The sequence below is a fragment of the Corynebacterium sp. HMSC071B10 genome, from assembly GCF_001814825.1.
Classification (GTDB): domain Bacteria; phylum Actinomycetota; class Actinomycetes; order Mycobacteriales; family Mycobacteriaceae; genus Corynebacterium.
Genome location: NZ_KV818006.1, coordinates 29,101 through 50,180 on the forward strand (window position 1 = coordinate 29,101; position 21,080 = coordinate 50,180).

Consider the following 21,080-nt stretch of genomic DNA (forward strand, 5'->3'; position numbering starts at 1 on the left):
GTAGCATTGTCTGCGTGTCTGCGAAGCTGAAGAATTTCTCCGAACTGTCCAAGCGCGGCCCGCACCGCGTCCTCGAAGGCGACCTGGGCTACACCGGGCTGCCCGGCAAGGTCTACACCCCCGCCGAGGGGCGCGACCTGCCCGCAGTCGCCTTCGGCCACGACTGGACGAAGAACGTCGACGATTACCACCGCTTCCTGCGCCACCTGGCCAGCTGGGGCATCGTCGCCGCAGCACCGAACACGGAGACGGGGCTGCGCCCGGACCACGCCGGATTCGCCGCCGACTTAGAAACCGCACTGCAGATCTGCGCGGGCGTACGCCTGGGCAACGGCAACATCACCGTCTCGCCGCTCAAACTCGGCATCGTGGGCCACGGAATGGGCGGCGGCGCTGCCGTCCTTGCCGCAGTGGACAACGAGAAGGTCCGCGCCGTGGCCTCCATTTACCCCGCCAACGTCGCCCCCTCATCTACGCAGGCGGCGCGCTCCCTGTTTGTCCCCGGCCTGATCATTGGTCCGGGCGCGGACGCGGATGCCCTGTTCAACCCGGGCAACCCGGCGAAGCTGGCCTACAACTGGGCCGGTGAGGCCTGCTACCGCACCATTAAGAAGGGCGACCAGCAGGAGTTCTCCGAGGACGGCCTGCTCAAGCGCGTCCTCGGCCTGGGCAAGTCCAACCGCGACGTGCAGGAAACCGCGCGTGGCCTGGTCACCGGCTTCTTACTGCACCAGCTCGCTGGCGAGAAGAAGTACGCCGCCTACTCCGACCCCGAGGCTGCGGGCAGCGGCGTCGAGTCGCTGGTGGGCGACGACTTGGCGGAGGCCGCCGGGCTGAGCCGCGACGACAGCGGGTTCTCGCTGTTTTAGGGTTTTAGGGTTTCGGTTTTCGCGCGGGTTTCTCGTGAGCCCGTGAAAGATTCAACATTTTTCTGGGCCGTTTTTGTATAACCCCAGCTCGCGAGAAACCCCTCGTCGAATCTTTCACGCCTCTACCGTGGACGCCTCCCGTTCGGTGGTTCCCTTCGCAGCACCGCACGGATCGGCTTCTTGCCGTCTTCCGGAGGCTGCAGCAGCTTCGAGTTCCGTAGCGGGTAGCTGTACTCGCCGCGCGGCACGACCAACGGCGGCTTGTCCGGGTTCGCCTGCGCCATCGCGTGGTACTTCGCGGTCTGGGCCATTTTGCGTTGGTTGTCACGAAGCATCGCTTCGAAATCCAGCATGCGCTTCTCTGTACGTCGCCGGTACTGCTCGGCAAACTCTGCGAAATCCATCACCATTCCCCTGTCTTCTTCATGGCCCACGGCTCCGCAGAGTCCGCAGCTGCCGGTGTGTCGTTGTCAGTGTGTTCGGTCTGCTTGGTGTCTTCGGTTGCATCGGCCGGTGCCGGATCCGGCGGCACCTGGGCCACCTCAGTCGCTGGGCTCTCGATGTGTTCCAGCTTCTTCGGCGGCGGAGCCGGTTCCTCTACCTGTGAAAGTTCAGGCGGCGGAGGGATCACACCATCCTTGGGAACAGGCTCGGGCTCCGGTTCAGGCTCCGGCTCCGGGCACTCCGGCTCGGGCTCAGGTGCTGGCTCAGGCTCAGGCTCTGGTTCCGGTTCAGGACATTCAGGCACATCGTGCGTGCAGCACTCAACCCCTGGGCACTCCACGACCGCTTCCAGCGAGGTGGCGAAGCAGTCCAGCCCCTCGAGTACTGCCGCCGCACCGGTTTGCACCAGCGTGCCCACCCACGCGGCGGTCTCAGTCTGCGGTGCCGGAGGCTGGAACTGCTCTACTGTCTCGCAGTCAACGGTTTCAAGACCTGCGTTGATTGCGCCGTCGATGTCGAAGTTGAAGTTGAGCTCAACATTGACCGGCGCGGGCTGTCCGACCAACCCCGCAACGGCGGAAGCGGCCGCGGTGCCAACACTTGCGGTGTCGACGCAGCGCGTTTCCAGCCGTGGGCACTCCGTCACCCGCGGCTCCGGCGCTGGCTTCGGCTCCGGTGCCGGAGGCGCAGGAGGCGGTGCTGGCGGATCAACAGGCGCAGCGGGCTTGGGCGGCGGCTCCGGCGCAGGCTCAGGCACTGGCTGCGGCGCTGGGTTCGGTGCGGGCGTCTGCGCCGGCTCGGTCGCTGCTGTACCGCCACCCTCGCACTCGCAGCTGCCGTCGTACTCCACCGGCGGCTCGGGCTGCTGCACGGCGACGTCTTCCACGCACTTCGCGATGGCCTCGAGGCAGTCCTCGATGACGCAGTTGCGGTCCTTCGCCGTGGCGTTCGCCTGGGTGAGTGCGCTGATTGCCACGTCGATGACCTGGTCGGTCAGCTGCGGGAACCCAAACTTCACAATCATCTCCAGCATCCGGCACGCCGGTGAGAGGATTTCCTGCATAGCGATGTCGCCGGTGGTGCAGACCTCCTCGATGGTTGTGCAGCACGCCTGGATCTGGCAGCCGACCTCATCGACGTGGTTGAAGTGCTCGGCCTCGCGGTTGGCGTCTTCGGCCTCGCGCTGTGTGATACCCAGCTCTTCGAACCAGCGCTCCTCGGCACCCGGGTTGGCCCCGGGCTCGCCGAAGATGAAGTCCGCGATCGGGCCGTCAGCCCTGGTTTTCGAGCGATCCAGGCCCGTGTATACCGAGCCGCTCCCGCTGAGCTGGAAACGACCTTGCAGCTGCGCGCCCGTGGAGGCGAACCCACTCAAGTTCTGACCGCGCAGCCGATCGATCTGTTGCAGGAGATCGTCGGCTATCCCCTGCGCCACCGCCTGCTTCCCCGGCGAGGCGGGAGCCGCGCAGATCAACGACATGACGCGCTGTACTTCTGCTTCAACGGCACTCACAGCTGCGCCTCCCCGAAAGCAAAGCTGGCGGCGTTACCTGTATCGGCATGCGCGACGTCACCGCTCAGCCGCACGATCTGTTCCCAGTTCCGCGCCCGCGCGGACAGGTAGGCAGCAGTCGTTTCGTCCATGCGCGACAGCGCCGCCGCGATCCGCGCGCCCTGGTGCGTAAAGCCTTGCCCGAAACTGTCCGGCGCGACCTGCGCCGGGTTCGCCGCGAGTTCGTCCCTGGCAGCGCGATAGGCACCGATAGCGCGTGTGTAGCGTGCGCGTACTGCGTCGACGTCGACATCAACGCCACGTTGCGATGCGCTCATAGTTCCACCCCCGATATTCCCCCGGCCCACCATTGTGGGCTCTATCTAAAATTTTTCCTGGCCCTTATTAGACGCAGCCAGACCCCCTGCGGTTCCCTCGTCCCCGAAAAATTTTTCTTACACCCCCCATAAACGCTTTACGGGGACGAGGTCCTTATGCCCGCAGACTACACTGCGGCGACGACCGCCGCGAGGCGACCGGCGACCTCGCGGGCGTGCTTCTCGTCGGAGGCCTCCACCATCACGCGGAACAGCTCCTCGGTGCCGGACGGGCGCAGAAGGACGCGGCCGGTGTCGCCCAGCTCAGCCTCGGCGGCTTCCTTCGCCGCGATGACCTCCGGGTCGCTCATGATCGCGGACTTATCGGAGACCGGTACGTTGATCAGCTGCTGTGGCAGGACCTGCATGACAGCGGCGAGCTCGGCGATCGTCTTGCCGGTTTCCGCCATGCGGGCCATGAGCAGCAGGCCGGACAGCGTGCCGTCGCCAGTCGTGGCGTGCGAGGGCACGACGATGTGGCCGGACTGCTCGCCGCCGAGCGAGAAGTCGCCGCGGTTGAGCGCCTCGAGCACGTAGCGGTCACCCACCGCGGTCTCCTCGACGTGGATGCCCTCGCGCTCCATGGCGAGCTTCAGGCCCAGGTTGCTCATCACGGTGGCGACCAGCGTGTTGTCGGTTAGCGAGTTGCGCTCCTTCATACCGGTGGCCAGGATCGCCATGATCTGGTCGCCGTCGACAATGTTGCCCTGCGCGTCGACGGCGAGGCAGCGGTCCGCATCGCCGTCGTGGGCGAGCCCGATGTCAGCGCCGTGCTCAACGACGGCGGCCTGGATCTGGTCCATGTGCGTGGAGCCGGAGCCGTCGTTGATGTTGAAGGCGTTCGGCGTGTTGTAAATGGCAACCACCTCGGCGCCCGCGGCTGCGTAGGCCTTCGGCGCGACCTCGGAGGCTGCGCCATTAGCGCAGTCCACCACGACCTTGATCCCGGTCAGGTCCGTGGTCATCGCCTCGGCCAGGTGCGCCAGGTAGCGCTCCTGCGCATCGGGGGCCTCTTCGATGACGCGGCCGATGCCGGTGCCGGTCGGGCCGGTCTCGTCGAGAGTAGCCATGGTCTGCTCGATCTCGTCCTCCACGGCATCGGGGAGCTTCTTGCCGCCGGCGGAGAAGAACTTGATGCCGTTGTCCGGCATCGGGTTGTGGGAGGCTGAGATCATGACGCCGATGTCGGCGCCGTAGTCGTCGGTAAGAAATGCCAGGCCCGGGGTGGGGATGACGCCGACGCGCAGCACGTCGACGCCCTTCGAGGCCATGCCCGCCGCCATTGCCGCGGCCAGCATCTCGCCGGAGACGCGCGGGTCGCGCCCGATCAACGCAGTTGGGCGGCGCTTGGTGGAGCGTCGGTCGCGGGTGAGCACGGTCGCGGCCGCCGCGCCGAGCTTCATTGCCAAAGACGCCGTGAGCTTCTCGTTTGCCAGCCCGCGGACGCCGTCAGTTCCAAACATTCGAGTCATAGGCACAATTATGCAGTACTGGCCGACACTGGTCAGGCACGGGGCCTGCCCAGGCAGCCCAGGAACGGCAAAACGCCGCCGACCCGGTAAGCGGGGCGGCGGCGTAGCACCTGGCAGTGGAAGCGATTAACGCTTGGAGTACTGCGGTGCGCGACGGGCCTTGTGCAGACCTGCCTTCTTGCGCTCGACGGCACGTGCGTCACGGGTGAGCAGGCCAGCCTTCTTCAGGGTCGGGCGCTCAGCCGGGTTGTACACGTTGAGTGCGCGGGCGATAGCCAGACGCAGTGCACCAGCCTGGCCGGTCGGGCCGCCACCGTTGAGGGTGGCCTTGATGGTGAACTGGCCCTCGCGCTCGAGCAGCGTCAGCGGGGACAGGATGTCCTGCTGGTGCAGCTTGTTCGGGAAGTAGTCCTCGAACTCGCGGCCGTTGACGGTGATGGGGCCGTCGCCCTCGGTGACGGTCACACGAGCGATCGCGCGCTTACGGCGACCCACGGTCTGGATCGGGCCCTCGTGCAGGTTCACCGGCTCGGCGACGGCCTCCTCGGACTCGTCAACCTCGGGTGCGACTGCATCGCCGATGGTGTAGTTGAACTCCTCGGTTGCGGCGGTGGCGGCGTCGATGTCGCCAGCGTCTGCAACGTTGTTCTCTGCGTTGGTGTTCGGCTCGGTCATTACTGTGCCACCTGCTTAAACTCGTAGGTTTCCGGCTTCTGAGCAGCGTACGGGTGCTCATCGCCGACGAAGACGTGCAGCTTCTTGATGGACTGACGGGAAAGCTTGTTGTGCGGCATCATGCCCTTCACAGCCTCCTCGATCACGCGGTCCGGACGCTCGTCCAGTGCGCGGCCCAGGGTCATGGACTTCAGACCACCCGGGTAGCCGGAGTGGCGGTAACGCATCTCGCGATCGCGCTTGTTGGAGGAGATGTGGATCTTGTCGGCGTTGATCACGATGACGTGATCGCCGGTGTCAACGTTCGGTGCGAACTGCGGCTTGTGCTTGCCACGCAGGATGTCAGCTGCGGTGGAAGCAAGCTTGCCCAGCACCACGTCGGTTGCGTCGATGACGTACCACTTACGGGTAATGTCACCGCTCTTCGGGTGGTAAGTAGACATGCATGACTCCTTAAAGTCTGTCTAGATGGCTGCCGGCCAGAGCTTGCTGCGCCCACACTCCCAACGGCGGCCGGTGGAGACCCGATGGACGTGGTGCCAACTTCGAAGTTGGCAGGACACACAGGGGCATAAGCTTACGCGATGTCCGCGCAAGCTCCAAAAAGGGCTTTTGCTTCTCGACGCCGCGCTGTCCCGGCAATACCTACCTGCGGACAGCCCGACGCCGCCGCGGGATCCCCCAATCCCAGCGGCGGCGCCGAAGCTATGTTTACAAACGATCAATCGCAGTAGTGTGTACCCGCGCTCTTCCCCCGCAGCAGCGCGAGTGTAGGCCTCACCTCCTCTCTACTTGTCCAGCCCGGCGAGCAGTGAAGGCGCTAGCCCCAGCTGTTCGCCGCGGCGTTGTTGACTGCGTGCATGGTGTTGTTGCCGTCCTCCACCGTGTTGGCGATCTGGTTGAGGATCTCGTTGAGGTCGGCTGCCGCCTGGTCCCACTTGGCCTGGTGTGCCATGTAGCTGGTGGCCGCCTCGCCCTCCCAGGTCTGGGTCATCGGACGGATGACCTCCTTGAGCTCGTTGAGCTGGCCGTTGATGTTGGCCGCGGAGCTGCGGATGTCTTGCGCAGTGTTGCCGATCTGGCCGAAGTCGTACTTGATGTGCATGTCAGCAGTGTCCTTTCGGTGCGTGTGTGTTCTTGGGTTACAGGGCCAGGCCAGCGGAGCCGGAGAGGCTGTCCAGGCTCTCGGTCGTAGAGACGTCGGCGTGCTCGTAGTGCTTGGCGTTGTCGCGGATGTTGTGCGAGATGTCAGTCAGTGCCTCCGTTAGACGACGCTGAGCGTCGTCATAACGTGCCATCAAGCCATCGAAGCTGCGCTGAGCGCTGCCCTGCCAGAAGGTACGGACAGACTCGGCGACCCCCTGGATGCGATCGATCTCACGGTTGACGTCGGCGTTCACGTTGTCGGCGTGGTCCGCCGTGGAGCGCATCACATCGGCTTCGGTCTGAAAATTGCTCATGGTTCCCCCTCATAGAAAGCGTGGAATGTGTGTGGTTGTAAACAGTGGCCGCCGGCGGCGGTTTCCCGTTCATATATTGGACGTTGAAAAACGCCCTGCGGTTCCCTCTCAAGGCGAAAAATTTTTAACCTTCCAAGGCAACCACCCCCTCATCGGCCTCTGAGCTGCGATTTTCCGGAGCAAAGCGGGCAGAATTCATCGCCATCGTGCACGTCGCCTGCTGCACTTTGGTGGGCTCGTACCGCGTATGGCAGCCCACCGAGAGCTGCACGGCACCGTCGGGCCACGTCTTCCACAGCGCCTGCGAGCCGTCCGCCGCGCGCTCCAGATAGGTCACTGCGTGCCCGTCGGTGCCTACTAGTTCCACCTCGGGGTCGCGCTCGATGTCCTCGCGCAACTGCTCCGCGAGCGCTTGGGCGGGCACGTTGTAGCGCTCGTCCACGCTCAGCTGCAGGCGGAAGTTGGGGTCCGGGCCTACCGCCCGCCACATGTCCCCGTCCTCCTCAATGTGGAAGCCGGCGGGCAGCTGCACGCTCAGCCCGTCCTGTTCGAGGACTTCCGGTTCCGGCTCCGGCTCAGGCACCGCTGAGCTCGGCGGAGCGGGAGCTGGCTCCTGGGCGGTCTCGTTATCGTCGCTAAGCGAAGGCCCGAACGTCCACCACAACACGAGCCCGCAGGCGGCCGCCACCACGACGACCAGGCCGGCGATGAGCCACCCGGCGCGCCTTGATTCGTGCTCCTCGCGGGTATCAAGCGGGCGCGCGACCGGCAGCGGCTCGGGCGTGTGCACGGCGGGCATCGTGGTGGTGGGTGCCTCGTCGCTGGGGAGCTCGGCGGTGAGGTGGATGCCGTAATCCGCGAGCGCCTGGTCGATGAGATGGATGACCTGCTCCTCGGCGATGAGGTGCACGTGCGCGCCGTGCGGCTCGTCGCCGAAGACGCTGCGGATATAGGTGGCGATCTCTAAAGGTGTGGGCGCGTCACAGCGGCGCAGGTTGGCGGCCCCGGAAAAGACGGTCGTTTCCTCAGTGACGCGCACTTGCAAAGTGGCTGTGTCATGGGTGGTCTCGGCGCGGGTCATAGGGTTGCTCCTTCCTCGTAGGGCGCGCACAGTTGCACGGTGCCGACTGTGGACCCGGCCTGCACGAGCGTCGCGCGGCCGGGGGCCTGCGGCTGCGGCTTCACGCCGAAGAGCGCGCCCTCCTCGCGAGTGCCGTCCATAATCAGCACGTCCGGGTGCGTGTCCTTGAGCGCACCGAGGAAGCCGCCGAACATCGCGCGCGCCACCCCGCCGAACTTGCGGGCGGCCACCACGTGCAGGCCGATGTCGCGCGCGTGCGGCAACAGCGCGACCACCTCACGCAGGTGTTCCTCGCCGACGAGCTCGAGATCGTCGATGACCAGAAAAATGTCGGGGCCGCTCCACCAGGAGCGCTCGGCGAGCTGGGCGGGCGTCACGTCCGCGCCGGGTAGCCGCTCGCGCATCGTGGTCACCAGTGCGCGGATCGCCTCGGCAATTGCGGTGGAAGAGGCGGCGTAGGCGGCAGTCATATCTTCGTCCGCGCGCCCAAGGTGGGCCCGGCGCGGGTCGCAAATGACCATGCGGGCATCGTCGCGCTCCATCGCCTCAATCGCGGTAATCGCGCTGGCGATCACGGTGGATTTGCCCGCCCCGCCGGACCCGATAGCCAGCAGGTGCCCGGACTGGCTGTGCAGCGGGGCGAGGCGCGGCCCGCCGATACCGATCGGCAGGGCGTGCGGTTGCTCCTGAAGCAACTCCGCGGTACGCACGTGCGCGGGCAGCACCTTGAGCTTCGGCACCGGCTCCTGCCCGGCGGCGGTGGCAGCGATGTGCGCGAGGTCCTGCGCGTTCGTGTGCGCGAACAGCAGGTGCGTGCCGTCGGGGGTCAACCCGTGGCCCGGCTTCGCGGACAGCTTCTGCTGCAGCTTGCGGTCGATCAGCGAGTCCATCGGCTCGGTCAGGTGCAGCTCGTAGCGGGTGCCGATCAAATCGCGCACGTTCGGCCGGATCGCGTTCCAGCGCTGCGTCGTCACCGCCAAGTGCACGCCCGCGGCAGGCCCCTCGGAGGCGATGCGCGCCAGCGGCTCCTTCAAGTCCTCGAATTTGGAATCGGGTGCGCACAGGGTGTGCCAACCGTCGAGAAGCAGCAGCGTGTGCTTCTCGACGCCACCACGCCCCTCCCCCGCGTCCAACAACTCCACCACCTCATCGACGACGCGGCGCACACGCTCTTCGTCCGTGCGCAGCGCAACGCCCGCAACGTGCGGGAGGCGCTCCAGGTCGTCGAGGCCACCGCTACCTGCGTCAATGCCGTAGATGGCGAGCTGGTCAGTCGTGTGTGCAAGCGCCAGCGCCGCGGCGATCGTGCGCAGCGCGGCGGACTTGCCGGTCTGCGGCCCGCCCGCAATCGCGATGTGTCCGCCAGACGCGCCGAGGTCGATGACCAGCGGATCCTGGCGCTGGCGGTAGGGCAAGTCGATGAGCCCGACGGGCGCGGTGAGCGCCTGACCTTCCGGCGCGTCGGGGCTCACCGCGTGCAGCGCGAGCGTGTCCGGCAGCGGCGGCAGCCACACCTGGTGCGCCCGTATCCCGCCTGCGGCGGCGAGCTCGCCCGCCTTGGCCACGATCGCCTCAAAGGTCGTGCTCGTCTCCACGGTTTCCACCGTGTCCACTTCGTCCACTGCCGCCGCTTCGGCGGCTGCCGTCTCCCAGCCGTCAAAGAGACGCACTGCCGGGGCTTCCGAGTGACCCCGCGCCGCGACGCGCCGGGTCAGTGGGCCGGAGACGTAGGAGGCGCGGAAGCGCACCAGGTCCGGCGAGCCCGCCTTGAGAAAACCCGAGCCCGGCTCGCCCGGCAGCTCGTAGGCATCCGGCACACCAAGGACCTGCCGCGACTCGCCGGCGGAGAAGGTCTTCAGGCCAATACGGTACGACAGGTGCGAATCCAACCCGCGCAGCTTGCCCTCCTCCAGGCGCTGCGAGGCCAGAAGCAAATGCACCCCGAGCGAGCGGCCCAGCCTACCCACGGCCACGAAGAGCTCCGCGAAGTGCGGGTGCTGGGTGAGCAGCTCGGAGAACTCATCGACGATGATCACCAGCGCGGGCAGCGGATCGAGGTCCTCGCCGCGCAAGCGGGCGGCGGTGTAGTCGGTGATGTTCGCGTAGTTGCCGGCGTTGCGTAGCAGCTCTTGGCGACGGTGCATCTCCCCCGAGATCGCGTCATACATGCGCTCGACAAGCACGGCCTCGTCCTCCAGGTTGGTGATCACCGCAGCAGTGTGCGGCAGGCCCTCGCAGCCTAGGAAGGTCGCCCCGCCCTTGAAGTCGACCAGCACCAGGTTGATCTCGTCTGGCGAGTGCGTCGCCACGAGCGCTGCGACCAGGCTTTTCAGCAATTCCGACTTCCCGGATCCCGTAGCACCAATACACAGCCCATGCGGTCCCATGCCGCCGTGGGCCGCCTCCTTCAGGTCCAGGTAGACGGGCTCGCCCTCGGGCGTCGCCCCGATGGGAACCGTCAACCGCTGGCGTGTGCCCTCTCGGCCCGGCCACATGGTGGGCGCATCGAGGACGTCGATGTCGTCGATGCCCAGCATGGCGAGCAAGTCGCCGCCGGTTTTGCGCGTGCTGCTGGTACCAGTAGGGCGTCGATAAAAGGCCAAATGGCGCGCGATCAGCGCCGCCTCCTCGGCACTAAAAGGATCGGGCACGCCCAGGTACTCACGGCCCGACTCGGTGACCGCGGCCAGCTCGTCCGTGCACACGACGTGGAAGGCGTGCTCGCTGACGAAGGCCTCCGGGTCCTCGTCCACCGTGATCACGCAGTCGGCGCTGGCATGCGCGGGCGCGAACGCCGCATCGTCCGCACCCCGGCGCGCCTCGGCGACCACCACGCGGAACTGGGCGCGCTCCGGCTCGCGCGTGTGCGGCAGCCACTTCGCCCACGGCATTGCCGCGTGCTCCAGCTCAAGACCGACAGCCTCCGGGCCGTGGAAGAAGGCTAGCTGCGACACCACAGCACTCGCCACATCGTGGGCGCGCGGGCCCGCGAGCGTAATCGCGGGGAAGGCGGCCAGCTGCACCACGATCGGCATCCCGGGCACCGTCCCCACCGCCGCGACCGCCCGACGCAGGCTCACCGCGCACACCGGGTCGAGGTCCTCCGGTGAGCCCGGATCCTCCACCTCCACCGGAGTACATAGCGCCATCGCACCGGTGCCGAGCCGCACCTGCAGCGCCTCTGGCGTGCCCGCGCCGCGCTCCCACACCCGGGCGCTGTCCACCCCGGTCAGAAGCATCGCTGGCTCCGGGTGCAGGTAGGAAAAGTGGGCGCGTTGCTTGACCGCGTTGGCGCGCGCCCGCTTGGTCAACGCGTCCAGGTGGCGCAGGTAGACCCGGCGCGTCTCGTCGATATCGCTCTGCTGCTCCTGCGGCTGGAACATGGCGATGAGACCGAAGGCCATCATCAGCGGGAAGATCAGCATCATCGGCCCCATCGCCCTGCCAGAGAGCAACATCAGCGCCATGACCGCGCCGACGGCCACGATCATCACGATCGGCAGCAGGATGCGCAAGAGCGGCAGCGGCTGGTGCTTCTGTGCATTGGGCACAGCTTCTGCATGCAGTGCGCCGCTGGGCAGCGGCGGGGCGTCGGCAAGCGGCATGCGTGTGGGCACGAGTACCGGATTGTGGTCGACTCCAAGCACGAAAAATTCCCCCCAAGGTCTGCCACAGCCGCTGGTTCCCCCGAACCAGACGTGCGAGCTGTGGACGTGCCCGGCAGTTTACGCCATACTTGGAAACACCGCGCGGCAAATGGGGGTTCGCGCACACACTTTTCGGGGGTTTTCCTTGGTAGCTACATCTGCCCATCACATTGTTCGCATGACGGTGCGCGTTTCCGCCGTGTCCTTCCACCGCGACATCGACCTGGTACTGCCCACCTCTTCGACCTTCGCGGAAGTGCTGCCTGAGCTGGCCACATTCGTCGACCTGCCGCGCATCCACCGCCCGTGGGAGGCCACCACCGTCGGCGGCGCGCCGCTGGATATGCACACCCCGCTGCACAAGCTCAAGCTTCGCGACGGCGCCGTGACCGTCCTTCGGCCTCAAGAGTCAATCGAGCCGCCAGTGGTTCGCGACGCCGCCGAGTCGCTTGCCGCGGCAGCCGCCGATAGTCGCGATACCACGGGCCTGGCGCACCTGGCCAGCTTCGCGGGAGTGCTCGGACTGACTGTCCTCGCCGGGATGTTCACCTCGCTTCCCGTCGCGCTCGGCGTGGGCGCGCTCGCCGTGTTCGCGCTGGCGGTGCTGTCGCGCTCCACCGCGCTGTTCGCCCCGCTGCCGGGGGTTGCGGCGATCGCGGTGGCCTGCTGGGTCGCGGGTGTGCCCGGCGCGTGGGAGCCCGCCGATGTGGCGCTCGGCGTCTTCGCGGGAGCCGCCACCGCCTGCGCGCTTGTCGTGCTCGGGGCCGTGCTCGGCTTGGCTGGTCCTTTCGCCTCCGCATGCACGGTCACGCTCAGCGTCCTGCTCAGCATCGGCACGAGCGGGGTGTGGCTGCCGAGTGCGCAGGCACCGGCAGCACTGACGGTGCTCGCCGGACTGCTCACCGTGCTGTCCACCCCGGCCGTGGCCACCCGCGCTGCGGGCCTGAAGGTCCCCCGCGTGCCCACCGCGGGCGAGGCCTTCGCAACTGCCGACGGCTACCAGCCAGATGTCGACGAGCGCAGCGCCCGCGCGATCACACTCGTCGCCGCCATCTCGTGTGCGGTGGCCGCCAGCATGCTGCCTGCACTTTTTGCCATAGCTTGGGCCGGCGGGGCATGGGTGTGCGCGCTTGCCGTGTGCACCGCCGGGGCGCTGGGCATCTACGCTTCTCGCCACCACTACCCGGTGCCGCGGGCGGCACTCGTCACCGCCGCACTCGGCGCGGTGTGCGCGTGCGCGCTCGCCGTGGCGCGCACCGACAACCCGCACCCCGTGGCAATCGCGGCGGCACTGCTGGTCACACTCACCGCCGCGACCGCCGCGATCTGGGTAGCGAAGGTCCCGGAGCTGGAACCCACCACCGTGGTGTGGTTCGAGCGTGCGGAGACCGCCGCCATCATCGCCGCACTCCCGCTCGCGCTCCACGTCGCCGGGCTCTTCACGCTGATCCGGGGGCTGTGAGCATGAAACGCTTCACCGCAATTGCCACAACCGCGCTGCTGTGTGCCCCGCTACCGCTTGCCACAACTGCGTACGCTCAGGACTACGCCTGCGCCGTGCCCGTTCACGCCAGCCCGTCGGCACCGCTAAGCGTCGATGAGCAGGCCCGGCAGGCGCGCACCGACCCAGTCGCCCGCGCGCACCGCTTCGCCACCGGCTCTGGGGTGCGCGTTGCCGTCATCGACACCGGCGTCCACCCGCACCCCGAACTCGCCCGCCTTGACCCGGGACGCGACTTCGTCGACCACGACAACCCCGACCCGTTTGCCGACTGCGACTCACACGGCACCGTCGTCGCCGGCATCATCGCCGGGAACACCCACGGCGTTGCCCCGGACGCGGAGCTCATCGCCATCCGCCAGACCTCCGCGCACTACCGCGACCGCGAAAGCGACGACCCCAGCGCAGGCTCGCTGGCCACGCTTGCCGACGCTATCCACAACGCCATCGACGAACGCGCCGACATCATCAACATCTCCGTCGTCTCCTGCCAACCGCCCGAGCTCGCTGAGGGCATCGACACCCAGCCCCTGGACATTGCTCTTGCCCGCGCTGAGGCCGAAGGCGTGGTGGTCGTCGCCGCAGCCGGCAACGAATCCGGCGAGTGCGCCCAGGGCTACACCGTCTTCCCCGCACACTCGCCCACCGTGCTCGCCGTCGCCGCCCGCGAGGGCTCACACGACATCGCGGGCTACTCCATCCGCGTGCCCGGTCCGGCGCTGTCCGCCCAGGGCACGGTCCCGCTCGCGCTGGCTTCCGACGGCACCGGGTTTGCCACCGGCACCCACAGCGACAACGGCCCCGCCCCGTACGCGGGCACGAGCTTCGCCGCCCCGGTCGTTTCTGGCACTGCGGCTCTGCTCATGCAGCGCTACCCGCACCTGCACCCCGCCGAGGTGCGCGCGCACCTCTACGCCGCATCCCAACCCAGCGGGGGCGCGCTCGACCCGTTCGCCGCGGTCACCCAGCTGCCGCCGACATCTTCTTCGGACGCGGAGCCGGTCACCTTGGACCCAGCCGCTGAAGCGGTGCCGGCGTCCATTGGCAAGCTGGGCAACGTGCTACTCGCCGCGGCGATGCTCTTGATCTGCCTGTTCGCAGCGCCGCTAGTGCGAGCCCGGGTGGCGGGGTAGCAACCTGTCCTATGAAGAGGTCGATTCCCGTTTTAGCTACCTCTAGTGGTTTTGCTGCGAGAGTGGTGCAGGTGGTGTGGTCTGAGCACCGTGTGCGGCTGCTACCTCTCGAGATTCGAGATCTCGCTGGGTGAAAGCCGAACGGAGATCACCCTCGCCTCGTCTTCGTCACGCGGTTTCCTCCCTCGACGACGAAGCGTGGCAACGTCGTAGCCTTTTTCGGCTTCGGCCACCCACGCATCCATTTGTTCTTTGCTGACTGGTCGCCCGTTGATGGTCTTCACACCCGGCAGCGTAATACGGATTAGCGACGAGTGGTTGGGGTCAAACGGAGCTAGCTCCATTTAGACCTGCGCCGGTTGTAAAAGCCCAGGTCGCGGGTCAACGATCTTCCTAAACGGAGCTAGCTCCATTTAGACCAGCACCAGATGTAAAAGCCCAGGTCGCGAGTCAACGAAGTTCCTAAACGGAGCTAGCTCCATTTAGACCAGCACCATCGGGTGTGCGCTGTTAACCGTTTCCGGCCGCGGAAGACCCCATAACCGCCCCAAAACTTCGGCACTAATTTGAGCCAAGTCAAGACTCAGTACGTCGCCGTAAGCGCCGCCGAACGTTCCAGCGCCTCCCCACGCGGCAGCAGCTGCACCAGCCGCCACGGCACCTGCTCCACCTTGGCGGCACCGATGGCCTCGAGGGTCGCCTCATCGGGTACCCCGTGGCGCAGCCCGGTCTGGTCCACCACGTGGTAACCGTTGCCGGTGTCCACCGCTACTGCGCCGGACGGCAGGCCGACAAAATACGACGCCGGGCCTGCACCGGAGAGGCGCACGTGGCCAGCCATCGCCTCCGGAACCGGCAGCATCGCCACCCCACCCGCTTCGGTCACACAGGTCGCTTCCGCTTCGTCTGTAGGCTCGCCCGCTGGGTCGAGCAGGCGCATACGGTGCTCGGGCAAGCGGATCGGCGCTGGGTTCTCCGCGTCGGGCTTCTCCGCCACAGCCTGGGCGGGCACCTCCGTGACTTGCGCGCCCGCCTCCAGCAGAATCTCCGCCTGCACGCTGGTAATCGGTTGCACGCCGCCGGAGGTCTCAGCCCATTCCCGCTCGCCGGTACGCAGCACGCGCGGCAGCGGATCCGGCAGCGCAAACGACGGCTGCTCCTGCAGCGCACCGAAAAGCTGCGCGGGCGGACGCCAACGCGGTGTGGACGCATTAATCCCTAAGACGCGACGCACGATCCGGCCGTCCGGGGTTGTCGACGGCGGCAGCTGGGTGCGCCCCTGCGCGGTGACCAGCCAGTCGCGATGATCCACCTCCGCCACGATCGCGGACTCCGGCCCGAGCGACGGCACCTGCGCGTCCACCGCGCGCACCACTACCTCGGGCTCCGCGTCCGACCCCGGCACCGTGCACGCCGACCAGTACGTCTCCGCCGCGTCCTCCGGCGCGAACACCGAAGGTGCCACCCCGATGCCAACGGGCACGCCGCGGGCGAGCGTCGCCAAGTGCTCATCGCCCGCCCGCACCGGATCCTCCGGCCCGCCCACGATCAGCCGCGCCGAGGTCAGGTTGGTGACCGGGTGCACGGTCTCGTCCACTCGGGCGAAGAGGCTCCCGTCTGCCGCGCGGATAATCGCCGCCTCGCCCGGGTTCGGGTTCGGCCGCATCCAAGCGAACAGCCCCATGACACCGGAGATCATCACCACCGCCACCACCCCGAAAATCATGGCGCGACGCCGCGAGGAAAGCGGGTCGTGAATCATGCGGATATCACCCAGGATCAGGCCGTGCTCCACCCTGCGTCGCAAAAAGCGGTGCCCGGAAACCTGTGTTTTTGTTGTTGGCAGCAAGCGCGCCATAGGTCTTGTCCCCCGATGCGTGTTGTGCGGTCACTGGCTCCCCCCGAGCCAGGCCGCTTCATTTTACTGCAGGGGCGCAAACTCCGCAGTGCCAGCAGGTGCCTCAACGAAGAGGTCGTCGGAGCCGTGCGAGCGGGCGTCGGCAAGCATGCGCTCAAGCTCGTCGTGGGTGAACTCCTTGTTCACCGCGAAGATCACCACATCGCCCTTGCGGTAGACCGGCGTGAGCCCGCGCGAGGTCCAGAAGCCGCGCTGCATCTGCAGCCGCTCGAGCTGGAACGGCCAGAACGCTGACGGGCTGACCATGTAGAACTTGATCCCCAGCTCGGCCGCGGCGCGATCCACCACGTTCTCCGCGTCCGCGTCGCCGCGCAGGCCCTCGCCGATCTCGCGCGCCTGCCAGTACGCAATGTCCGTATTCGACCCACGCCCGCCGGTCGGCCACAGGTAGTGCCGCGACAGCATCGGCAGCCCGTTGTAGGCGTACCCCCAGCTGTGCCCGTCGGCGGGGTCACCAAAGATCGTGCCCTCCCAAGCTGCAGGCTGCGTGGCCAGCCAGTCCCAGGCCGCCCGGTCGTCGTCGCTGACCATGCGGTCGACCACCCGTGCGTCCAGAAACGCCGACTGCGCGCCAGCCACAGCGGTGTCACGCACCGTCGGCGCGGCAATCATCGCCACCACAAGGGCCATGCTTATCGACGCCACACCTGTCCCCCGCTCCCACGCCTTGGACCCCAAGCGTGCAGCAACCGGCGCGAGTGTGAACAGGCGCACCATAGCGGCAACTCCGATCGCGGCAGCCACCAACACGCTGAGCACCACCGGGAAGATCAGGCGGTGGGCGGTGTTGTAGTGCAGGTTGCCCGCCAGCGTGAGCAGACCGCTGAGCGGGCCCGCCACGGGTGCGATCGCGTTGGCGGTAATGGTCAGCGACAGGGCGTAGAACAGCGCAGGCCACACCTGGCGGCGCCACAGCAGGCACACCAGCGCGCCGAAACCGGCCAGCCACAGCCACACGGTGGCGTCGTAGTCCGGGAAGAACTCGTGGACGTGGCGGGTCTGCATGGAAAAGGCGATGTCCCACCCGCTGTCGAAGTCCTTGCTTTCCTTCGTCGCCCAGCCGGAAACTTCCCCGGCCTGTTCCGAACCGGCGAACACCTGCGGGAGGTACACAAACGCGGCGACGGCACCGGGGACGGCCATCCACACGGTGTCGGAGAGGCGGCCGCGCTCCGGGCTGATGAGTGTCGAGGTCAGCCAGTACAGGCCCACGCCCAGCACCACGACGGTCAGCGCCGCCGGGTGCGCCGTGAGCACGCCGAGCAACCCAACGGTGGCCGGCAGGGCACCCGCGTGGCGGGCGGGCACGCGCGTGAACTGGTAGATCACCATGCCGGTCAGCGACATGGCGAACAGGTAGGGCCACATGCCGACGAAGTCGCCCACCCAGGCAAGCTGCGGCGCGCCGTAGACGAAGATGGCAGCGAGCCCGGCCGCGATCTGCGCCGTCAGCCCGCGTGAAGCGGTAAACGCGAACGCCAGGCACGCCGCGGTGATCGGCAGCGCGATGCCGGTGAGCACGATCATGCCTATGTTCAGCGTCGGGATCGGGTCCAGCCCAGCCGCTTCACCGAACAGCGCGATGCCGGTGTGGAACGCGGAAGGATACAGCAGGTTGGCGTGGGTCTCGACGTTCTGCAGCTCGCCCATCCGCGTCGGCGAAGCCACGCCGGTGTCCATGATGAAGCGCACCAGGTTCGCATGCCACTGCACGTCCCAGCCCTGCACGATGTTGTAGGCGCCGTGCGGCGAGCGCACCAACCAACCTAAACGGTCCGAGATAAGCATCCAGGATCCGCCGACGACACCGGCCGTCGGCAAGAGCCAGAAGGGGTCGAGGATACTGCCCTTCTTCCACTTGCCCGGAAACAGCGCGCGACGCCACGAGATGCGCCCGCCGCGCCGCGCCTTCCGCGCAAAGGCGTAGCGCCACGCCGCAGCCGCCGCGAGCGCGAACACCAGGCTCACCGCGTAAGTCCACAGGTTCAGCGGTGCAGAGGTCAGGCCCCATATCCAGGCGCTCATGCCGAAAATGCCAAAGCTGACCGGCAGCGCCATCGCCAACGCGTGCGGGCCTTTTACCCCGGCGACGAGGTTAAACGCCAGGCCCGGGAGGAGGAAGAACGGTATGGCAAGCACAGCTACTGCCGCAGGTGTCATTGTCCCTCCTCGGATATGTGTGCGTGAAAAGTATTCTAGGCCTTTAGTCCTCCGGCAACGTGCGTCGGTCGCGTGTCACGGCGGTCCGCTTCGCAAAGGCATCAGGGTGCGGGTACTCCACCCCGGTCAGCGTTAGTCCGCACGCCGGGGCGAGTGGCACCTGCGAGTCCCGCTTCGTCGCCTCGAGCAGCTGCGCGACCCATTCTTCCTGCCGCTTGCCCTCCCCTATCTTCAGGCAGGTCGCGACCAGAGCGCGGACCATGTTCCAGCAGAAAGCATCTGCGGTGATGCGGGCCTCGTAGACCTCGAGCTCGTGCTGCGTACTCACGTCGTGCCAGGTAAAGGCGTGGACGTCGCGGATCGTGGTCGCGTGCGGCTTCGGCTTGCAGAAAGCCGCAAAGTCGTGCAGCCCGACGAGCAGGTCCGCCGCCTGCTGCATGCGGTGAAGGTCGACAGGCTTGCCCCAGACGGCGGTGTCGGCGCGGCGCGTCGGCAGGGCACCGGCGGGGCTGGTGGTCACGCGGTAGGTGTACGACCTGTGCAGGGCGGCGAAGCGGGCGTCGAAGGCTGGTGGTGCCTCGTGGACGTCGAGCACCCGCACGTCGGCGGGCAAAAGTTTGGCTAGGCGGCGCACCAGTTTGGTGGGGTCGCCGTCGATGGAACGCTGCTCGAGCGCGGCCTGCGAAATATCCGTGTGCGCGACCTGCGCGCTCGCGTGCACACCGGCGTCGGTGCGACCGGCCACCGTGAGCGACACCGGGGTGCGCAGTACGAGCGCGAGCGCGTCCTCGATGGTCTCCTGCACGGTCCGCACGCCCGAGGTTTGGCGAGCCCAACCGTGGAAGTCCGTGCCGTCGTAGGCGATATCCAGGCGCAAGCGCATGTCCGTGCCCGATGCTGGCGGTGTGGTCATTCGGATAAGGCTAGCAGGTGGGGCATGGGATGGACCGGCTCACTGACGACACGGCTCAAGAAGTGCAAAAGCGAGACCATCGTGGTCTGCTTTTATGCACTCTAGTGCATAGAGTATCCCGAACATCAATAGAATTAGTAATCCCTTTAGCTATTCTTCAGCAATCAGCCCACTTCAGTAGCCATTTGTCAGCGATACTTAAGTGTTGCCAGGTGATTGCCAAGCAAATATAATGCATTGGCTGGAAGCCATGATTTTTCTCGCGCACCGCGCATTCTCCCCCGAAAGCTGAGTCCCATGACCACACGTGCCGCCCGTTCTCTCATCGCTGCTGTTGCCGCAACGTCGCTTTTCATCGGCGGCGTGGGCGTTGCCCCGACTGCACTCTCTCAGCCGGTTCCGCCGGCGAACTCCGTTGCCCAGGGTATCCCCGCTACCGGTAACCTGCAGATCCACAAGATCCTCGGCCTCCCGCAGAATACCCAGGCAGACGGTACCGAGAAGACCGTTGCCGGAGATCCGGGTGCGGGCATCACCTTCACCGTCTCACGCGTGAACAACGCCAACGGGCCGATCGACCTGACTAAGCAAGAAGGCTGGACGGCCATTTCCGGCATTCAGCTGCAGGACAACGGCTCCCTGCCTGACGGGTTCACCAAGGGCGAGACCACGACCAAGAAAACCGTCAACGACGGCACCGCCGCCTTTTCCGACTTGCCCGCCGGCCTCTACTTGGTAGAGGAGCCTGCCAACCAGGTGGACTCGAACGGCAAGGCCGTGACCCCATCCGCCCCCTTCCTAGTTACTGTGCCGATGACAAACCCGGGCGGCGACGGCTGGCTCGATACGGTGCACATCTACCCCAAGAACCAGGTCACGGAAGCGCCCACCAAGAAGATCAACCAGATCATCGATAGCAACACCGGTCCCGGCCTGCACGTGGGCGACTCCATCCAGTACCAGGTTGACTCGACCGTGCCGGTCATCTCCGCGCCTTCCCAGGGCCAGGATGGCAAGTTGCAGCCGGGGACGGCGCTGCCCAAGGCCTTCACGATCACCGATAAGCTGCCCGCAACGCTGGGTGAGCCCACCAACATCAAGGTGAACTTCGCTGGCACCGAGCTGCAGAATTCGCAGTTCGCCACCGAGGCCCACCAGGTTGATGGCCGCTGGGTGCTGCGCGTGCAGATCAACCCAGCCGAGTTGAACGGCACCAACGCCGTGGAGGCCAAGCAGCTCAGCGTCACTTTCGACGCGCCTGTCACCGAGATTCCGGAAACCCTCGACAACGTTGCCTGGGCCCTGCCGGATGAAATTACGGATCCCGAGCCGTGGGACCCCGAGAACCCAGGCGACGGCACCAGGCCGGGTACCACCACCAGCGCTCCGGCCACGTTGAATTTCGCGGACATCGCCGTCAACAAGCTCGACGCCGCCAATGCACAGACCAAGCTGGCTGGCGCCGAGTTCCAGCTGCACCGCTGCGACGCTGACGGCAAGGCGGTCGGTGATGCCCTCACGCTGGGGGCTACGGACACCTGGACCACCAGCGATCAAGGCACCTTGCTCATCAAGGATCTCACCTACAACCGCGTGGACTCCACGGGCAACGCCGATGACTTCTGGACCAGCATTAAGGGCTTTGAGAACACCACCCAGTTCTGCCTGGTGGAGACCAAGGCCCCCGCCGGCTACGCGCTGTCCTCCGCACCGGTGCTGCTGACTTTCACCGCTCCCGTTGCGGACGATGACACCGCAACCCCGGTGAACGAGGCCCGCTACAACGCCACCGCCGACATCCAGAACGCGAAGACCAGCGGCATCCTTGACCGCCTGCCGCTGACCGGTGGCTTGGGTGTCTGGCTCATCATCGCCTTTGGCCTCGCATTGGCCGCCATCAGTATCGCCCTGTCGCGCAAGAAGGCCTAAGCGCCTCCG

Annotated in this window: 18 protein-coding genes; 4 read left to right on the top strand and 14 right to left on the bottom strand. The window is 66.7% G+C overall.

Annotated features, from left to right (window positions below; translation table 11 throughout):
- Positions 1 to 14 precede the first annotated feature (14 nt).
- Positions 15 to 869 (top strand): poly(ethylene terephthalate) hydrolase family protein, encoded by an 855-nt coding sequence (locus HMPREF2990_RS06005; RefSeq protein WP_070763217.1) that lies wholly within the window; start codon positions 15 to 17, stop codon positions 867 to 869.
- A 122-nt stretch (positions 870 to 991) separates the two neighbouring features.
- Here the strand turns inward: HMPREF2990_RS06005 and HMPREF2990_RS06010 are convergent, their stop codons facing one another.
- The 10 genes from HMPREF2990_RS06010 to eccCa all read right to left on the bottom strand — a co-directional run bounded on the left by HMPREF2990_RS06010 (position 992) and on the right by eccCa (position 11,517).
- Positions 992 to 1,273 (bottom strand): hypothetical protein, encoded by a 282-nt coding sequence (locus tag HMPREF2990_RS06010; protein WP_141757819.1) that lies wholly within the window; start codon positions 1,271 to 1,273, stop codon positions 992 to 994.
- On the bottom strand, positions 1,273 to 2,826 hold the full coding sequence (locus tag HMPREF2990_RS13115; RefSeq protein ID WP_210399965.1) for a hypothetical protein: 1,554 nt from the start codon (positions 2,824 to 2,826) through the stop codon (positions 1,273 to 1,275). The genes HMPREF2990_RS06010 and HMPREF2990_RS13115 overlap by 1 nt, the downstream gene beginning before the upstream one ends.
- Positions 2,823 to 3,143, bottom strand: coding sequence for a hypothetical protein (locus HMPREF2990_RS06020; RefSeq protein ID WP_070763221.1), 321 nt, complete (start codon positions 3,141 to 3,143; stop codon positions 2,823 to 2,825). Before HMPREF2990_RS06020 ends, HMPREF2990_RS13115 begins: the two co-directional genes overlap by 4 nt.
- Before the next feature lie 167 nt (positions 3,144 to 3,310).
- Positions 3,311 to 4,654: a phosphoglucosamine mutase gene (gene glmM, locus HMPREF2990_RS06025; protein ID WP_070763223.1), complete on the bottom strand. Its 1,344-nt coding sequence runs from the start codon at positions 4,652 to 4,654 to the stop codon at positions 3,311 to 3,313.
- A gap of 126 nt (positions 4,655 to 4,780) precedes the next feature.
- The gene (gene rpsI, locus HMPREF2990_RS06030; protein WP_070763225.1) at positions 4,781 to 5,329 is read right to left on the bottom strand and encodes a 30S ribosomal protein S9; all 549 of its coding nucleotides are present in this window, start codon (positions 5,327 to 5,329) and stop codon (positions 4,781 to 4,783) included.
- Positions 5,329 to 5,772: a 50S ribosomal protein L13 gene (gene rplM, locus HMPREF2990_RS06035; protein WP_038588493.1), complete on the bottom strand. Its 444-nt coding sequence runs from the start codon at positions 5,770 to 5,772 to the stop codon at positions 5,329 to 5,331. Before rplM ends, rpsI begins: the two co-directional genes overlap by 1 nt.
- A gap of 377 nt (positions 5,773 to 6,149) precedes the next feature.
- Positions 6,150 to 6,434, bottom strand: coding sequence for a WXG100 family type VII secretion target (locus HMPREF2990_RS06040; RefSeq protein WP_038588490.1), 285 nt, complete (start codon positions 6,432 to 6,434; stop codon positions 6,150 to 6,152).
- A gap of 37 nt (positions 6,435 to 6,471) precedes the next feature.
- Entirely contained in the window at positions 6,472 to 6,789 is a 318-nt protein-coding gene (locus HMPREF2990_RS06045) for a WXG100 family type VII secretion target (protein ID WP_070763227.1), read from the bottom strand.
- 124 nt (positions 6,790 to 6,913) lie between these two features.
- Positions 6,914 to 7,870, bottom strand: coding sequence for a type VII secretion-associated protein (locus tag HMPREF2990_RS06050; RefSeq protein WP_070763229.1), 957 nt, complete (start codon positions 7,868 to 7,870; stop codon positions 6,914 to 6,916).
- Positions 7,867 to 11,517 carry a type VII secretion protein EccCa gene (gene eccCa, locus HMPREF2990_RS06055; protein WP_070763231.1) on the bottom strand — a complete coding sequence of 1,217 codons (3,651 nt, stop codon included), beginning with the start codon at positions 11,515 to 11,517 and terminating at the stop codon, positions 7,867 to 7,869. Before eccCa ends, HMPREF2990_RS06050 begins: the two co-directional genes overlap by 4 nt.
- 178 nt (positions 11,518 to 11,695) lie before the next feature.
- On the opposite strand from eccCa, the gene eccD reads away from it, so the two are divergent.
- Both eccD and mycP read left to right on the top strand, forming a co-directional pair.
- The gene (gene eccD, locus HMPREF2990_RS06060; RefSeq protein ID WP_070763232.1) at positions 11,696 to 12,979 is read left to right on the top strand and encodes a type VII secretion integral membrane protein EccD; all 1,284 of its coding nucleotides are present in this window, start codon (positions 11,696 to 11,698) and stop codon (positions 12,977 to 12,979) included.
- Between the two features lie 2 nt (positions 12,980 to 12,981).
- Complete coding sequence (mycP, locus tag HMPREF2990_RS06065) at positions 12,982 to 14,151, top strand: type VII secretion-associated serine protease mycosin (protein ID WP_070763234.1); 1,170 nt, start codon at positions 12,982 to 12,984, stop codon at positions 14,149 to 14,151.
- Positions 14,152 to 14,252: 101 nt separating this feature from the next.
- On the opposite strand, the gene HMPREF2990_RS12435 is transcribed toward mycP, so the two are convergent.
- From HMPREF2990_RS12435 to truA, 4 genes are all read right to left on the bottom strand, one after another.
- Positions 14,253 to 14,435, bottom strand: a complete 183-nt coding sequence (locus tag HMPREF2990_RS12435; RefSeq protein WP_210399966.1) for a CopG family transcriptional regulator — start codon at positions 14,433 to 14,435, stop codon at positions 14,253 to 14,255.
- A 299-nt stretch (positions 14,436 to 14,734) separates the two neighbouring features.
- Complete coding sequence (gene eccB, locus HMPREF2990_RS06070; RefSeq protein ID WP_070763236.1) at positions 14,735 to 16,009, bottom strand: type VII secretion protein EccB; 1,275 nt, start codon at positions 16,007 to 16,009, stop codon at positions 14,735 to 14,737.
- A gap of 63 nt (positions 16,010 to 16,072) precedes the next feature.
- Positions 16,073 to 18,229 carry a DUF6541 family protein gene (locus tag HMPREF2990_RS06075; RefSeq protein ID WP_070763238.1) on the bottom strand — a complete coding sequence of 719 codons (2,157 nt, stop codon included), beginning with the start codon at positions 18,227 to 18,229 and terminating at the stop codon, positions 16,073 to 16,075.
- Between the two features lie 43 nt (positions 18,230 to 18,272).
- On the bottom strand, positions 18,273 to 19,142 hold the full coding sequence (gene truA, locus HMPREF2990_RS06080) for a tRNA pseudouridine(38-40) synthase TruA (protein ID WP_246817463.1): 870 nt from the start codon (positions 19,140 to 19,142) through the stop codon (positions 18,273 to 18,275).
- A 297-nt stretch (positions 19,143 to 19,439) separates the two neighbouring features.
- Between truA and HMPREF2990_RS06085 the strand changes: the two genes are divergently transcribed.
- Positions 19,440 to 21,071 (top strand): SpaH/EbpB family LPXTG-anchored major pilin, encoded by a 1,632-nt coding sequence (locus HMPREF2990_RS06085; RefSeq protein WP_070763242.1) that lies wholly within the window; start codon positions 19,440 to 19,442, stop codon positions 21,069 to 21,071.
- Positions 21,072 to 21,080 lie beyond the last annotated feature (9 nt).

What these genes read in the sequence shown, in the direction of transcription:
- HMPREF2990_RS06010 (WP_141757819.1), bottom strand. Translation starts at nt 1,273, where the DNA reads ATGGATTTCGCAGAGTTTGCCGAGCAGTACCGGCGACGTACAGAGAAG.
- HMPREF2990_RS06020 (WP_070763221.1), bottom strand. Translation starts at nt 3,143, where the DNA reads ATGAGCGCATCGCAACGTGGCGTTGATGTCGACGTCGACGCAGTACGC.
- glmM (WP_070763223.1), bottom strand. Translation starts at nt 4,654, where the DNA reads ATGACTCGAATGTTTGGAACTGACGGCGTCCGCGGGCTGGCAAACGAG.
- rpsI (WP_070763225.1), bottom strand. Translation starts at nt 5,329, where the DNA reads ATGACCGAGCCGAACACCAACGCAGAGAACAACGTTGCAGACGCTGGC.
- rplM (WP_038588493.1), bottom strand. Translation starts at nt 5,772, where the DNA reads ATGTCTACTTACCACCCGAAGAGCGGTGACATTACCCGTAAGTGGTAC.
- HMPREF2990_RS06040 (WP_038588490.1), bottom strand. Translation starts at nt 6,434, where the DNA reads ATGCACATCAAGTACGACTTCGGCCAGATCGGCAACACTGCGCAAGAC.
- HMPREF2990_RS06045 (WP_070763227.1), bottom strand. Translation starts at nt 6,789, where the DNA reads ATGAGCAATTTTCAGACCGAAGCCGATGTGATGCGCTCCACGGCGGAC.
- HMPREF2990_RS06050 (WP_070763229.1), bottom strand. Translation starts at nt 7,870, where the DNA reads ATGACCCGCGCCGAGACCACCCATGACACAGCCACTTTGCAAGTGCGC.
- eccD (WP_070763232.1), top strand. Translation starts at nt 11,696, where the DNA reads ATGACGGTGCGCGTTTCCGCCGTGTCCTTCCACCGCGACATCGACCTG.
- mycP (WP_070763234.1), top strand. Translation starts at nt 12,982, where the DNA reads ATGAAACGCTTCACCGCAATTGCCACAACCGCGCTGCTGTGTGCCCCG.
- eccB (WP_070763236.1), bottom strand. Translation starts at nt 16,009, where the DNA reads ATGGCGCGCTTGCTGCCAACAACAAAAACACAGGTTTCCGGGCACCGC.
- HMPREF2990_RS06075 (WP_070763238.1), bottom strand. Translation starts at nt 18,229, where the DNA reads ATGACACCTGCGGCAGTAGCTGTGCTTGCCATACCGTTCTTCCTCCTC.
- truA (WP_246817463.1), bottom strand. Translation starts at nt 19,142, where the DNA reads ATGACCACACCGCCAGCATCGGGCACGGACATGCGCTTGCGCCTGGAT.
- HMPREF2990_RS06085 (WP_070763242.1), top strand. Translation starts at nt 19,440, where the DNA reads ATGACCACACGTGCCGCCCGTTCTCTCATCGCTGCTGTTGCCGCAACG.